Annotated in this window: 12 protein-coding genes and 1 pseudogene; 6 read left to right on the forward strand and 7 right to left on the reverse strand. The window is 63.7% G+C overall.

Annotation, left to right across the window (positions count from 1 at the left end):
- The first annotated feature begins 39 nt into the window (after window positions 1-39).
- The 3 genes from NP534_RS20765 to NP534_RS20775 all read left to right on the forward strand — a co-directional run bounded on the left by NP534_RS20765 (window position 40) and on the right by NP534_RS20775 (window position 3707).
- Window positions 40-717, forward strand: coding sequence for a response regulator (locus NP534_RS20765; RefSeq protein WP_274099945.1), 678 nt, complete (start codon window positions 40-42; stop codon window positions 715-717).
- Entirely contained in the window at window positions 714-2060 is a 1347-nt protein-coding gene (locus NP534_RS20770) for an ATP-binding protein (protein WP_033699876.1), read from the forward strand. The genes NP534_RS20765 and NP534_RS20770 overlap by 4 nt, the downstream gene beginning before the upstream one ends.
- A gap of 324 nt (window positions 2061-2384) precedes the next feature.
- Window positions 2385-3707, forward strand: a complete 1323-nt coding sequence (locus NP534_RS20775; RefSeq protein WP_274099937.1) for a dicarboxylate/amino acid:cation symporter — start codon at window positions 2385-2387, stop codon at window positions 3705-3707.
- A gap of 56 nt (window positions 3708-3763) precedes the next feature.
- On the opposite strand, the gene tsaA is transcribed toward NP534_RS20775, so the two are convergent.
- The 5 genes from tsaA to rimO all read right to left on the reverse strand — a co-directional run bounded on the left by tsaA (window position 3764) and on the right by rimO (window position 7699).
- Window positions 3764-4459 (reverse strand): tRNA (N6-threonylcarbamoyladenosine(37)-N6)-methyltransferase TrmO, encoded by a 696-nt coding sequence (gene tsaA, locus NP534_RS20780; protein ID WP_047583258.1) that lies wholly within the window; start codon window positions 4457-4459, stop codon window positions 3764-3766.
- A gap of 6 nt (window positions 4460-4465) precedes the next feature.
- Window positions 4466-4927, reverse strand: a complete 462-nt coding sequence (locus tag NP534_RS20785) for a DUF1456 family protein (protein ID WP_274099938.1) — start codon at window positions 4925-4927, stop codon at window positions 4466-4468.
- 49 nt (window positions 4928-4976) lie between these two features.
- Window positions 4977-5687 (reverse strand): rRNA pseudouridine synthase, encoded by a 711-nt coding sequence (locus NP534_RS20790; RefSeq protein ID WP_033699870.1) that lies wholly within the window; start codon window positions 5685-5687, stop codon window positions 4977-4979.
- A 111-nt stretch (window positions 5688-5798) separates the two neighbouring features.
- On the reverse strand, window positions 5799-6257 hold the full coding sequence (locus NP534_RS20795; RefSeq protein WP_274099939.1) for a GNAT family N-acetyltransferase: 459 nt from the start codon (window positions 6255-6257) through the stop codon (window positions 5799-5801).
- A gap of 110 nt (window positions 6258-6367) precedes the next feature.
- Window positions 6368-7699 carry a 30S ribosomal protein S12 methylthiotransferase RimO gene (rimO, locus tag NP534_RS20800; RefSeq protein WP_274099940.1) on the reverse strand — a complete coding sequence of 444 codons (1332 nt, stop codon included), beginning with the start codon at window positions 7697-7699 and terminating at the stop codon, window positions 6368-6370.
- Window positions 7700-7999: 300 nt separating this feature from the next.
- On the opposite strand from rimO, the pseudogene NP534_RS26845 reads away from it, so the two are divergent.
- From NP534_RS26845 to NP534_RS20810, 3 genes and pseudogenes are all read left to right on the forward strand, one after another.
- Window positions 8000-8110 (forward strand): annotated as a pseudogene (locus NP534_RS26845) (type II toxin-antitoxin system RelE family toxin); the annotation flags it as partial.
- Complete coding sequence (locus tag NP534_RS20805) at window positions 8094-8420, forward strand: helix-turn-helix domain-containing protein (RefSeq protein ID WP_274099941.1); 327 nt, start codon at window positions 8094-8096, stop codon at window positions 8418-8420. The pseudogene NP534_RS26845 and the gene NP534_RS20805, both read left to right, overlap by 17 nt.
- A gap of 155 nt (window positions 8421-8575) precedes the next feature.
- A complete protein-coding gene (locus tag NP534_RS20810; RefSeq protein WP_274099942.1) occupies window positions 8576-10486 on the forward strand; it encodes a potassium transporter Kup in 1911 nt (636 codons plus the stop codon).
- Window positions 10487-10522: 36 nt separating this feature from the next.
- Here NP534_RS20810 and NP534_RS20815 read toward each other — a convergent pair whose 3' ends face one another.
- Together NP534_RS20815 and mprF are read right to left on the reverse strand one after the other, a co-directional pair.
- Window positions 10523-11815, reverse strand: coding sequence for a virulence factor family protein (locus NP534_RS20815; RefSeq protein ID WP_274099943.1), 1293 nt, complete (start codon window positions 11813-11815; stop codon window positions 10523-10525).
- Window positions 11815-14445, reverse strand: a 2631-nt coding sequence (mprF, locus tag NP534_RS20820; RefSeq protein ID WP_274099944.1) for a bifunctional lysylphosphatidylglycerol flippase/synthetase MprF, incomplete at its 5' end; no start/stop codon positions are given. The genes NP534_RS20815 and mprF, both read right to left, overlap by 1 nt.

Consider the following 14445-nt stretch of genomic DNA (forward strand, 5'->3'; position numbering starts at 1 on the left):
GTGTGCAGCCACCCTGGCCTTTCTCTGGGGGCTGCACGCATGAAACTGCTGGTGGTCGAGGACGAAGCCCTGCTTCGCCATCACCTCTACACGCGCCTGGGCGAAAGCGGCCATGTGGTCGAGGCGGTGGCCGATGCCGAAGAAGCGCTGTACCAGGCCGAGCAGTACCACTTCGACCTGGCCGTGATCGACCTGGGCCTGCCGGGCATGGGCGGCCTCGAACTCATTGGGCGCCTGCGCAGCCAGGACAAGACCTTCCCCATTCTCATCCTCACCGCCCGTGGCAACTGGCAGGACAAGGTCGAAGGCCTGGCCGCCGGTGCCGACGACTACCTGGTCAAGCCTTTCCAGTTCGAAGAGCTCGAAGCGCGCCTCAACGCCCTGCTGCGCCGCTCCAGCGGTTTCACCCAGTCGACCATCGCCGCAGGGCCACTGGTACTCGACCTCAACCGCAAGCAGGCGACCCTGGACGATCAGCCCCTGGCCCTGACCGCCTACGAATACCGCATCCTCGAATACCTCATGCGCCATCACCAACAGGTGGTGGCCAAGGACCGCCTGATGGAGCAGTTGTACCCGGGCGATGAGGAGCGTGACCCCAATGTCATCGAAGTGCTGGTCGGGCGCCTGCGCCGCAAGCTCGAGGGTGAACGAGGTTTCAAGCCCATCGACACGGTACGCGGCCTGGGTTACCTGTTCACCGAGCGCTGCCGATGATCCGTTCCCTGCGGGTGCGCCTGATGCTGGCGGCCGCAGTGCTGGCGCTGCTGTTCATGCTGGCCCTGCTGCCTGCCTTGCAGAAGGCCTTCAGCCTTGCCCTACAGGAATCCATCGAGCAACGCCTGGCCTCGGACGTGACCACGTTGATCTCCGCAGCGCGCATCGAACACGGCCAGTTGCAGATGCCGACACTGTTGCCGGATGAGCGCTACAACCTGCCGTACACCGGCCTGCTTGGTTATATCTTCGACCGTGAAGGCCACCTGGTGTGGCAGTCGCGGGCCACCGCAGACCAGAACGTCAACTACCGGCCGCGCTACGACGGGCGTGGCAACGAGTTCGCCCGCATCCACCAAGGCGATGGCGAAGAGTTCTTCGTCTATGACGTCGAAATAAAACTGCTCGGCGGCCAGAGTGCGGCCTACAGCATCGTTGCGCTGCAACCGGTTCGCGAGTACCAGCATACCCTCGATGGCCTGCGTGAAAAGCTCTACCTGGGCTTTGGCGCAGCCCTGCTGGCGCTGCTGGTACTGCTGTGGGCCGGCCTGACCTGGGGCCTGCGTTCGCTGCGGCGGCTGAGCCGGGAGCTGGACGAGGTCGAGGCTGGCGCGCGTGACGGGTTGAGCCGCGAGCACCCGCGTGAACTGCTGCGCCTGACCGGTTCGTTGAACCGCCTGCTGCACAGCGAGCGTGAACAACGCCAGCGCTACCGAGACTCGCTGGATGACCTGGCGCATAGCCTCAAGACACCGCTGGCGGTGTTGCAGGGGGTGGGCGAGAGCCTGCGCCAGCGCAGTGGCGAGCGCGAGCAGGCACGGGTGCTGCAAAGCCAGATCGAGCGCATGAGCCAGCAGATCGACTATCAACTGCAGCGCGCCAGTTTGCGCAAGAGCGGCCTGGTGCGCCACAGCGTGCACCTCAAACCGTTGCTCGACAGCTTGTGCAGCACGCTGGACAAGGTCTATCGGGACAAGCGCGTCAGCGTGCTGCTGGAAATACCCGAGGCCGCGCAGGTGCCGATGGAGCAGGGGGCCTTGCTGGAACTGCTCGGCAACCTGCTGGAGAACGCCTACCGGTTGAGCCTGGGCCAGGTGAGGGTGAGCCTGGAACAAGCGCCAGGCCAACTGACCCTGTGCATCGAGGACGATGGGCCCGGGGTGCCGGCCGATCAGCGCGAGCGCATTCTTGAGCGCGGCGAGCGGCTGGACAGCCAACACCCGGGGCAGGGCATCGGCCTGGCGGTGGTCAAGGATATCGTCGACAGCTATGACGCCAGCTTGAGCCTGGGGGATTCGCCACTGGGCGGCGCGGCGTTCCGGGTCACCTTCAGGCTGGATTGACCTGCGGCCAGGGGCAGCCCTTTCACGGGGGAACCCATAGCGGGCGGATTCCCGCCATCATCCCCTGTACAAATTCCGCCACCGGGCGGATATCCGCCAGCCTTCCTCAGCATTTTCGCCCTGTCGTTGGGCAGTGACCCCTAGCAAACAGTGCCTTTGCACCCTTCATGGGCATTTTGGCATTGCCCTTGCTATTGATCCTGGCAGAGGCCTGCAAAGGCAACTCGAACACAACGACAAATCCCTCCAAGTGCAGGAGGGTTAGCGATTCAGGTGCCCTCACCCTGGGAAGGGTGAAAACCGGCACACTTGAGGAAATTAGCCATGACGACACGTCAGCCGCTGTACAAATCCCTGTATATCCAGGTGTTGGTCGCCATCACCATTGGCATCCTGCTCGGCCACTTCTATCCTGAAACCGGTGTCGCCCTCAAACCGCTGGGTGACGGGTTCGTCAAACTGATCAAGATGGTCATCGCTCCCATCATTTTCTGCACCGTGGTCAGTGGCATCGCTGGCATGCAGAGCATGAAGTCGGTAGGCAAGACCGGCGGCTACGCGCTCCTGTACTTTGAAATCGTCTCCACCATCGCCCTGATCATCGGCCTCGTCGTCGTCAACGTGGTCAAGCCGGGCGCTGGCATGCACATCGACGTCACCACCCTGAACGCCAGCAGCGTGGCCGCTTACGCCGCCGCCGGCGCGCAGCAGACCACCGTTGGCTTCCTGCTCAACATCATCCCCAACACCGTGGTCGGTGCCTTCGCCAACGGCGACATCCTGCAAGTGCTGATGTTCTCGGTGATCTTCGGCTTCGCTCTGCATCGCCTGGGCAGCTACGGCAAGCCGGTGCTGGACCTGATCGACCGCTTCGCCCATGTCATGTTCAACATCATCAACATGATCATGAAGCTGGCCCCGATCGGTGCCTTCGGTGCCATGGCCTTCACCATCGGCCAGTACGGCGTGGGTTCGCTGGTGCAGTTGGGCTACCTGATGGCCTGCTTCTACGTGACCTGCCTGCTGTTCGTCCTGGTGGTGCTCGGTGGTATCTGCCGCGCCCACGGCTTCAGCGTCATCAAGCTGATCCGCTACATCCGTGAAGAGCTGATGATCGTGCTGGGCACATCCTCCTCCGAGTCCGCCTTGCCACGCATGCTGGCCAAGATGGAGCGCCTGGGTGCCAAGAAATCCGTGGTTGGCCTGGTCATCCCGACCGGTTACTCGTTCAACCTCGACGGTACTTCGATCTACCTGACCATGGCCGCTGTGTTCATCGCCCAGGCGACTGACACCACCATGGACATCACCCACCAGATCACCCTGCTGCTGGTGCTGCTGGTGGCCTCCAAAGGCGCTGCTGGCGTAACCGGTTCGGGCTTCATCGTACTGGCCGCTACGTTGTCTGCTGTTGGCCACCTGCCGGTTGCCGGCCTGGCGCTGATCCTCGGCATCGACCGCTTCATGTCCGAAGCCCGCGCCCTGACCAACCTGGTCGGCAACGCCGTCGCTACCGTGGTCGTGGCCAAGTGGGTCAACGAAATGGACGACGACAAGCTGGCCTCGGAACTGGCTTCCGGTGGCGCCCCGCTGGAAGATACCCGCCCGACCGATGACCTCGGCGTGGCCGAAGGCCCGGCTCGCTGATCGCGCAACTGAAATGAAAAAGGCGACCTTCGGGTCGCCTTTTTCGTGGGGGTCGATCAGCAGTCCTGGACCACTTCCAGTACCCGGATCAGCGTGGGCTGCGGATAATGCCAGCGCACCTGCACATCCCAGAACTTCACCCCGTACACCCGCTCCGCAGGTGGCACCTGATACGCCGGCCGCGGGTCTTGCCCCAGGCACTGCTCGATCAGTTCCACCAGCGGTTCACCCAGGCGCAGTGCATGCGCGCGGGCCTGGGGCAGGGCATTGTCGTGCCACTGCACGGCGATTGCGTCAGGCGCTTCGCTGGCCATCAGGTTGCTGGCGCCGGCAACACTGTCGGCGTACGGTACGTAGGGCTTGATATCCAGCACCGGGGTGCCATCGAGCAAGTCGATCCCGGACAGCAGCAGGCGCCCAGGCTCAACGCCCTCCAGGCGTACCACCGACTGGCCGATACCGTTGGGCCTGTGGGTGGCGCGGGTGGCGAACACCCCCATGCTCTTGTTGCCGCCAAGGCGGGGTGGTCGCACTTTCAGGCGTGGTTTGTCTTCCAGGGCCTGGTGAAACAGAAACAACAACCACACATGGCTGACCTGTTCCAGCCCCGCCACTGCATCACCCTGGTCGAACGGCGGCAGCAACTCCAGCACACCACGCGCGGCCGGTGCCAACTGCGGCTGGCGCGGGATGGCGAACTTTTCCTTGAAGCACGAGCGGACGATGCCGACCGGTGAAACCGTATGCTGCATGGCCACTCAGCCGCGCACGCGCAGGGTCAGGCCCTTGAGGAAGTTGCGCAGCAACTGGTCGCCACACGGGCGGTAGTTGTCATGGCCGACTTTGCGGAACAAGGCGCTGAGTTCGGGCTTGGAGACCGGGAAGTTGACCGACTTGAGGATCACATGCAGGTCTTCTTCCTTGAGCTCGAACGCCACCCGCAGTTTTTTCAGGATGGTGTTGTTGGTCACTGGCAGTTCGACCGGCTGGGCCGGGCGGCTGTCGTCCTTGCCACGACGGTGAATCACCAGGCCATCCAGAAAGTGCGCCATGACCGGGTCAGGGCAGCGCACGAAGCCTGGCTCTTCCTCTTTCTTGAGGTAGCTGGCCAAGGTCTCGGCGCTGACCTCCAGGCCAGACAGCTTGATGATGCCCACCATCTTGGCATCATTGATCTTGAGCATGTAGCGCAGGCTGCGCAGTACATCGTTGTGGTTCATTTGACTCGAATCCTGTTCTGAGCCGTGCCCTCTGGCGCGGCGGTATTGCTTAGAAACGTTCGCTGGCGGCCATGTAGCGCCACTGTGCCAGTGGCAGCTTGCCCATGGACACACCGCCCAGCCGAATGCGGCGCATGCTGATGATCTGCAGGCGCAGGCTGGCGCACAGCTCGGAGATCTGCCCCGGTTGCGGGTTTTTCAAGGCCAGGCGCAGGTGGGTTTCGTTCTGCCAGCTGGCTTTGGCCTTGGGCAGTTCACGGTCGTTGCGCATGATGCCGCGGGCCAAGCGCTCCAGCGCCTGTGGCGTGGCTTCGCCGCTTACTTCGATGATGTATTCCTGCTCCAGGCGACGCAGGTCGGCGTCGATCTTGCGGGCAACCCGCCAATCCTGGGTGAACACCTGCAGGCCGCTGGCGCCGCGCTCCAGCGGGGCAATGCAGGACAGCTTGGTGAAGTGCCCATGCAATGGCCGTACGCCTTCACGGTGCGCCTCGCTGAGGCTGTCCATGGTCATGCTGATACGCGCCGACTCGGTGTCCAGGCCAGCAGGCTGGTTGAGCAGCAGGGTGACGGGCTCAAGGCTGTCGGCACGCGCGCCAGGCAGCAGCGCGACCTGCTGGCCGTCGACCTTGAACTGCGGCTGCTCGACCACCACGCCATCGACCGTGACCCAGCCGCCTTCGATATACAGCTCGGCTTCGCGGCGGGAGCAGCCGAACTGCTCGATAAGGCGTTTGGACAGGCGGACGGGCTCAGACATGACGGTGATTCGCAAAGGCAGGGAAAGGCCGCCATTGTACCTGCCTGAACGGTCGAGGGGCTGGGAATCTGTGTCATTTACGCCGTTTTGGCGAGACAACACGGCAGGCGCTCAGGCCCCTGCGCGGATCAGCCGCAGGTGCAGCAAGGGGTAGGGCTGCCCCAGCCCATCGGTCTGCGAGCGGCCGACCACCTCGAAGCCTTCGTGCAGATAGAACCCCAGGGCCTGCGGGTTCTGCTCGTTGACGTCCAGGCGTTCGGCATTCAGTTCGTCGATGGCGTAGCGCAGCAGCCGCTTGCCAATGCCCATGCCACGGCAGGCGGGCGCGACGAACAGCATGTCGACCTGCCTGTTGGACACGCCGGCAAAGCCCTGTATGCGTTGCTGGCTGTCCTTGCTGCAAATCAGCATCACTGCGTCCAGGTAACGGCGCAGTACATGCTCGCGAAGCAGGACGATATAGGCATCAGGCAGGAAGTCATGGGTCGCGCGCACCGAGTCCTCCCAGACCTGGGTCAGCTCGGGGTAGTCGCTAAGATGAGGGGTTTGTAGCGTCGATACCTGGCGCATCCGTGTATTCCTCCTGGGGACTGAGGAAAACATAGATGCAAAAACCAGAGGGGGCCTGGCGGATGTGGAGGCTGCAACGCAGCCCCCGGCATTTCACACCGATAGGCCGATCAGACAGGCTCAGCCCACATGTCGTATTCGTCGGCATCCACCACCCGGCAACGCACTTTGTCGCCTGGCTTGAAGCCGTGGTCGCCATCGATGAACACGCTGCCGTCGATTTCCGGCGCGTCGAAGAAGCTGCGGCCCACCGAACCTTGCTCTTCGACTTCGTCGATCAGCACTTCGATCTCCTTGCCGATGCGCAGTTGCAGGCGGGCGCTGCTGATGGCCTGCTGATGGGCCATGAAGCGGTCCCAACGGTCCTGCTTGACCTCATCCGGTACTTCATCAAGGCCCAGGTCATTGGCCGGGGCACCTTCGACAGGCGAGTACTGGAAGCAGCCGACACGGTCGAGCTGGGCTTCGGTCAGCCAGTCGAGCAGGTACTGGAAGTCTTCTTCGGTTTCGCCAGGGAAGCCGACGATGAAAGTCGAACGGATCACCAGCTCAGGGCACTGCTCGCGCCAGTTCTTGATGCGCGCCAGGGTACGGTCTTCGAAGGCCGGGCGCTTCATCGACTTGAGCACCTTGGGGCTGGCGTGCTGGAACGGGATGTCCAGGTACGGCAGGATCTTGCCGGCGGCCATCAGCGGGATCACGTCGTCGACGTTCGGGTACGGGTATACATAGTGCAGGCGCACCCAGGCGCCCAGGCTGCTCAGCGCTTCGCACAGCTCGAGCATGCGGGTCTTGACCGGGCGGCCGTTCCAGAAGTCGGTCTTGTACTTGACGTCGACCCCGTAGGCGCTGGTGTCCTGGGAAATCACCAGGATCTCCTTGACGCCGGCCTTGACCAGGCGCTCGGCCTCGCTCAGCACTTCGCCAACCGGGCGGCTGACCAGCTTGCCGCGCATCGATGGGATGATGCAGAAGCTGCAGCTGTGGTTGCAGCCTTCGGAAATCTTCAGGTAAGCATAGTGGCGCGGGGTCAGCTTGACGCCCTGCGGCGGCACCAGGTCGATCAGCGGGTTGTGGTCCTGGCGCGGTGGCACTACCTGGTGCACGGCGTTGACCACTTGCTCGTACTGCTGCGGGCCGGTCACCGACAACACGCTTGGGTGCACATCGCGGATGCTGCCTTCCTCGACACCCATGCAGCCGGTGACGATGACCTTGCCGTTTTCCTTGATGGCTTCACCGATCACTTCAAGCGACTCGGCCTTGGCGCTGTCGATGAAGCCGCAGGTGTTGACCACCACCACGTCGGCGTCCTCGTAGGTAGGCACGACTTCATAACCTTCCATGCGCAGCTGAGTCAGAATGCGCTCGGAATCGACCAGGGCTTTTGGGCAACCCAGGCTTACGAAACCTACCTTGGGAGTGGCGGGAGTGGTGGACATGACTAACCTCGGTATTGAATGCAGGTCGCCCGGCCGGAAACGGGGGCGATCTTGACGGGCGCTTATTGGCGCCTCTGATCAAAAAGTGCGCAATTCTAGCGAGCGCAAGGTCACTTGACTAGCAGAAATGCGACGAACGCTGCGCTGCACGGCAGTCCAGCACTGCGACTTCGACCAGTCGCGCATTAGCACGCCATGAATGACTTGTTAATGCTTATTGAATACTTATAATTCGCTTATAGAGAACGGGGCGGATATGAACTCGATCAATTGGTCGCGCAAAGCGGTGAAGCAGCTAAGTACGGCTACAGGCTCCGGGTCGGGAACTACCGCATCCTCTTCGACTGGGACGGTGGCGTGAAGATTGTCAACATCGAGGAGGTTAAAAGGCGCGATGAACACACCTACTAATGTACAGATTATCAATGGGGCGGATGGCCGCCCTGCCTTCGTCGTGTTGCCTTATGCCGACTACATTGCCAGCCGTCCTCAGGAGGATCTGGTCCCTAATGAGGTCGTGGGGTATATGGTCAAAGAGGGGCTGACTGCCATAGCCGCGTGGCGCAGGCATCTGGATATGACTCAGGCGGAAGTTGCGCAACGGCTGGGCATTTCCCAGTCTGCGTATGCCCAGCAAGAGGCCGCAGAGCGGCCGCGCAAGGCTACTCGCGAAAAGATCGCAGCAGCGCTTGGCATTCCCACGCAGTCGCTGGATCTATAAGGCCTAACACTCCAGGCGCTTTGCCCTCGCCAGCGTTACGAGAAGAAATGTGACGAACGCTGCGCTATGCTCCGGCCGTTGCGCCCGGGCATCTGCCATGCCCTGGCGTGGGGGTGAATTCTATGGGCCGAGAGGGCCGTCTGCGGGAGTGGTCGATGGTTCAGGCAAGCAGTCATGCCGAAGGCGGGCAAGCGGGGAAGCAGGGCGCGACACGGTCGCTGGGCCTGCTCGTGGCGGCAGTCGGGGTGGTCTATGGCGATATCGGCACCAGCCCGTTGTATACGCTCAAAGAAGTCTTTACCGGTGGCTATGGCGTGCCGGTCAACCATGATGGCGTGCTGGGGATCCTGTCGCTGATCCTCTGGTCACTGCTGTGGGTGGTCTCGTTCAAATACGTGATGTTCATCCTGCGCGCCGACAACCAGGGCGAGGGCGGCACCATGGCGCTAACCGCGCTGGCGCGGCGGGCCACTGCGGCCCACCCGCGGCTGCGTAGCTTGATGGTCATCTGCGGGTTGATCGGCGCTTCGCTGTTCTATGGCGACAGCATGATCACCCCGGCCGTGTCGGTGCTGTCGGCTGTCGAGGGCATGGGCCTGGCCTTCGACGGTATCGATCACTGGGTGGTACCTATTTCGCTGGTAGTGCTGGTGGCGCTGTTTCTGGTGCAGAAGCATGGCACCGAGAAGATCGGCAAGCTGTTTGGCCCGATCATGGTGGCCTGGTTCGTGGTGCTCGGGGCATTGGGGGTGCATGGCATCTCGCAGAGCCCGGAAGTGCTCAGGGCGTTCAACCCAGGCTGGGCGGTGAACTTCTTCATCGTCCACCCCGGCATGGGCGTGGCCATTCTCGGCGCCGTGGTGCTGGCGCTGACCGGTGCCGAGGCGCTGTACGCCGACATGGGCCACTTCGGCCGTAAACCCATCGCCCGCGCGTGGTTCGCCCTGGTGTTGCCGGCGCTGGTGCTCAACTATTTCGGCCAGGGCGCAATGCTGCTGCAGAACCCGGAGGCGGCCCGCAACCCCTTCTACCTGCTGGCACCTTCGTGGGCGCTGTTGCCGCTGGTGGGGTTGGCGACCATGGCCACGGTGATCGCTTCGCAAGCCGTGATTTCCGGGGCGTTCTCCCTGACCCGCCAGGCCATCCAGCTTGGCTACATTCCGCGCATGCACATCCAGCACACGTCCAGCGATGAGCAGGGGCAGATCTACATCGGTGCGGTGAACTGGACGCTGATGGTCGGTGTGGTGTTGCTGGTCATCGGTTTCGAATCTTCCGGCGCCCTGGCGGCGGCCTATGGGGTGGCGGTCACCGGCACCATGTTGATGACCACGATTCTGGTGTCGGCGGTGATGTTGCTGCTTTGGAAGTGGCCTCCGGTGCTGGCGGTGCCGATTCTGCTGGGCTTTCTCTTCGTCGATGGGCTGTTCTTCGCCGCCAACGTGCCCAAGATCGTGCAGGGCGGGGCCTTCCCGGTACTGGCAGGTGGTGTGCTGTATCTGTTGATGAGTACCTGGAAGCGCGGCAAGCAGATCCTCGTCGAGCGCATCGATGAAGGGGCGCTGCCGCTGCCGGTGTTCATCAGCAGCATCCGCATACAGCCGCCGCACCGGGTTGAAGGTACTGCCGTGTTCCTGACTGCACGGCCGGACGCCGTACCCCATGCGCTGCTGCACAACATGTTGCACAACCAGGTGCTGCACAGCCAGGTGGTGCTGCTGACGGTGGTGAGCGAGGACCGGCCACGGGTGCCGGAGCAGGAGCGCTTCGAGGTGGAAGCCTATGGCGACGGGTTCTTCCGTGTGCTGTTGCACTTTGGCTTCATGGACGAGCCGGACGTGCCGGCGGCCCTGAAGCTGTGCCATCTGGAGGATCTGGACTTCAGCCCGATGCGCACCACCTACTTCCTCAGCCGCGAAACGGTGATTGCTTCGCGGCTGGAGGGTATGTCGCGCTGGCGTGGCAACCTGTTTGCGTTCTTGCTCAAGAATGCCAACGGTAACCTGCGGTTCTTCAATCTGCCGTTGAACCGGGTGATCGAGTTGGGCACCCAGGTCGAGATCTGAATGGGTGCCTGATCTGCGTAGAGGGTTGGGCGTGGCTCAATTCTGCTCGGCCACGCTCGACTTGCCCTGGCGCGTCTCGATCTCACCGATCAGGCGCTTGGCCAGGGCCGGGTAGTTCTCGTCGAAGTGGTGCCCACCCGGCAGCTTCAGGCGCTCGCCCACCGCCGTCTTCTCGGTGCAGCCGCTCTCGTCGGTCTCTTCCACGCCATACACACACACCACTTTGGACGCCGGCAGCCGGGCCATTTCCGGCCCGGTTGGCGCCTCTTGGCCTTCTTTGCCCAGCCAGCCTTCCACCTCGATCTCGAAGCTGCCGCTACGGGCGAAGGCCAGTAGCATCACCGCGTCGATACGCTGCTGATCCTCGGCCGGCAAGCGGTTGTAGATCGCCGGCAGCACGTCGGCGCCAAACGAGTAGCCGGTCAATACAAAGCGCTTGGTTCCCCATTTCTGGCGGTAGTGCTGCATCAGTTCCGACAGGTCTGCGGCGCTCTGCTCGGGGGTCTTGTGTTGCCAGTAATAACGCAGCGTGTCGATGCCGACCACCGGGTAGCCCAGCTTGGCCATTTCCCCGGCCACGTCGCGGTCCAGGTCGCGCCAGCCGCCATCCCCGGAGAGGAACAGGGTGACGGTGTCGGTAGTTTGCCCTGCCGGCACCTCGACCACCGGAATGGCCAGGGCGTTGCCGTCGTGGCCGACCAGGGCTTGGGTCAGCTGTGACTTGAGCACCTGCGGCAAATGGATGTCGTAATCGCTGATGCTGGTTTCGGCGTTGGCCTGGTCGCGCACGAAGGCTGCGCTGGCGTCATCCGGGTTGTCGTTCCAGGCGACGTTCCAGTGGCCATGGGGCGCCGCTTTGGGTAGCGCGGCCTGGCAGCCGGGTTGCTCCAGGCTGAAGTCCACGGAAATGGCCCGCGCCTTGTCGTCGGTCTGTGCCGCCAGCCAGCGCCAGGCCTGCGCCGCGCCTGGGCCGATACCGGCCACCAGAGTCGGTTTTTCGGACAGCTGGGTCACCGCCAGGTCCAGCGCTTGTTGCTGCCGGGTGCAGTCGTTGGGTGGCAGGATCACCTGCACCAGTTGCGCTTCCCCAGCCTGGCTCAGGTCCAGCAACTGCTTGTCGGTCAGGGCCTGGTCCTGAGGGACGCCGATGGCGACCCGGGCCTTGGCGTGCACGCCCGGGGTCACGCGGGTGATGCTGAGGTTGTTGAGGGACAGCTGTTCGAGGTGCGCCTCAGGCGCAGGGCGCGTCCATAGCCAGAAGGCCACGGCACCGCCCAGGGCGGCCAGCAGCAGTGGAATCGCCAGGTACAGCCAATAGCGTCGGATCATCAGCGTTTCACCAATCCAGTCAGGCCGCCAGCGATGAGGGCGGCAGTGTCGGCCAGTGCCACCAGCGGGTCGAGCCCCGCCGGCACGGCCATGTAACGGGGTTCCCAGTCCGGTTGGAATTTGTCCTTGAAGCGTCGAAGCCCCTGGAAGTTGTAGAGCTGTTCGCCACGGCGGAACACCATTGAACCCAGGCGCTGGGTCAAGGGCGCGCCGCGCCGTGGCTGCAGCCCGGACAGCGGGACCATGCCCAGGCTGAAGCGGGCGTAGTCGTGGCTTTTGTAGTGCAGGATGAGCCCTATCATCATGAACTCCATGGTCAGCTTCGGAGCTTCAGGGTGAGCCCGCATCAGGTCGAGGCTGGCCAGCTCGCGGCCGTGGGTTTCCAACAGGTTGGCAAAGGCCACCGGCCGGCCCTGGAAGCGAATCAGGGCGATGCGAAAGTGCTGCAGGTACTCGGGGCTGAAGCGACCGAGCGAGAAGCCTTTCTCGCGCACGTTCTTGCCACCCAGCCAGGCATCGGAGATTTCCTTGAGCGCTATCAGTGGCGCGTGACCGGGTTCGTGGATTTCCAGGCTGAGGCCGTCACGGCCACCGCGGTTCCAGGTGTAGCGCAGGTCTTTCATCTCCTTGCCCTTGGCTTCGAGGTCGAAGCGGCGCAGGTCGACCCGGGCCTCCTCGCCAAGTTTCAGCGCGGTCAGGCCAATGTCCATGTAGAACGGCAGGTTCTCCGCGCGGACCTGATAAAACACCGGCCTGGCGTGGTGCAGATCGCACAGGTCGCGGAACTGCCAGATCATCTCGGCGCGCTCCTGGGCGGGGCCGATCGGGTCATACAAGGCCACCAGGCTGCGACCGCGACGGGCGTACATAAGGAAGGCGTTGTCGCGCGGGTGGAACAGCAAAGCCTTGTCGCCGGTCAGGGCCAGGCCGCCATCGGGCTGGTCGGATGCCAGCAGGATGCGGTTGGCGCGTTGCAGTTCTGCGTCGTCAGGCAGGTGGATGACCGGCGGTGCGGTGCGCAGCAGCCAGGTCAGGGCGACAGCTACCAGCAGCACGGCGCTGCCCATGGCGGCGCGCAGGCCCCGCGGTGCATCGGCATCCAGGGTGAACTGCCACCACAGCTGGTGGCTGTAGGGCACATCCTGGTAGGCGAACAGCAGCAGCCATACCGAGGCCCCGACCACGCAGGCGCTGGCCACCAGAAACACCGGAGAGAAGGGCAGTTCCAGCAGGCGGCTGGGGCGGTAGAACGAACGGCGGAACAGGGCCAGCAGCGCGGCGGTGAACGTCAGCAGGCAGGCTTCTTCCCAGTCGAAGCCCTTGAGCAATGACAACAATGCGCCGACCAGCAGCAAGGTGGTGGTCAGCAGCCAGGCTGCGGACAGGCGCCGGCGCAAGCCTTGGGCCAGCAGCAGGCACAGCACGCCGATCAGGCTGGCGCCGAAGTGCGAAGCATCGATCAGGCGGTGGGGGACCAGAAAGCCCATGTGTTCCAGGCGCGTGTCGATCTCGGGCGTGGCCCCCGAGAACAGCAGCACCACCCCGGACAGAAACACCAGAATCGACAGCACCGGCGCCGCCAGCCCAGAGGCCGCCTTGATGGCCTGTTGCGCGAACAGCAGGCGCCGGGCTTCGTTGGCCAGCAGCAGCACACACGCCAGCAGCAGCGGCAACACCACATAGATCAGGCGATAGAGCAGCAGGGCCGCAGCCAGTGGCGCGGCACCCAGCTGGTCGGCAAAGGCTGCCAGCAAGATCGCCTCGAACACCCCGACGCCCCCTGGCACATGGCTGAGCACGCCTGCGGCCAGGGCCAGCAGGTACACCAGGATGAAAGCGCCAAATGGCGGGGCTTCTGGCAGCAGGAGATACAGCACGGTGGCGGCGGCGGCCACATCCAGGGCGGTGATCAGCAATTGCAGCGAGGCGAGGCGACCGTTTGGCAGGCGCAGGGTACGCCGGCCCAGCTGAACCAGCAGGTTGTCGGCCAAGGGCTGTTCGGCCAGGCGCTTGCGGTAAAGCCCGAGCACCAGCACGGCAGCCAGCACCAGCACGGCTGCCGCGATGCCGGCCAGCAACCCCGGCGAAAGGCCCAGTGCGGTCGAGGCTGCTGGCAGGTCGCTCAAGGTCGCCAGAGCAGCCAGGGGGGGCAGCGCACACCCCAGGGACAGGCTGGCAAACACGGTCATCCGCGCCACTTCGCCAGCCCCCAGTCCTTGGCGGGCATACAGGCGATAGCGCACCGAACCACCAGACAGCATCGACAGGCCGATGGCGTTACCAATGGCGAAAGCGCTGAAGCCGCCCAGTATCAAACTGCTCGCTGGCAGTTTTACCCCGGCATAGCGGCTGGCCGACCACTCGTACCCCAGCAGAATCACGAACCCGACAGCCGTGGCCAGCAAGGCCCCCAGCAGCGACTGCGTCGGCACGCTGAGCATGGCATCGTGCAAGGCGTAGATGTCCAGCTCGCTCAGCAGGTGGCGGCAGGCAACCAGCGCCATGGCGAACAGTATCAGCGTCACCGCCAGGCCGATGGGTTGACGATAGCGGCTCATTCGCTCGATCAGGGGCAGGCGCTGCGCGGCCGTGGGTAGCACCGAAGCAAGGGGCACCGGAGGTTCGGGGTT

The sequence above is a fragment of the Pseudomonas sp. 39004 genome (assembly GCF_028682155.1).
Lineage (GTDB): Bacteria > Pseudomonadota > Gammaproteobacteria > Pseudomonadales > Pseudomonadaceae > Aquipseudomonas > Aquipseudomonas capeferrum.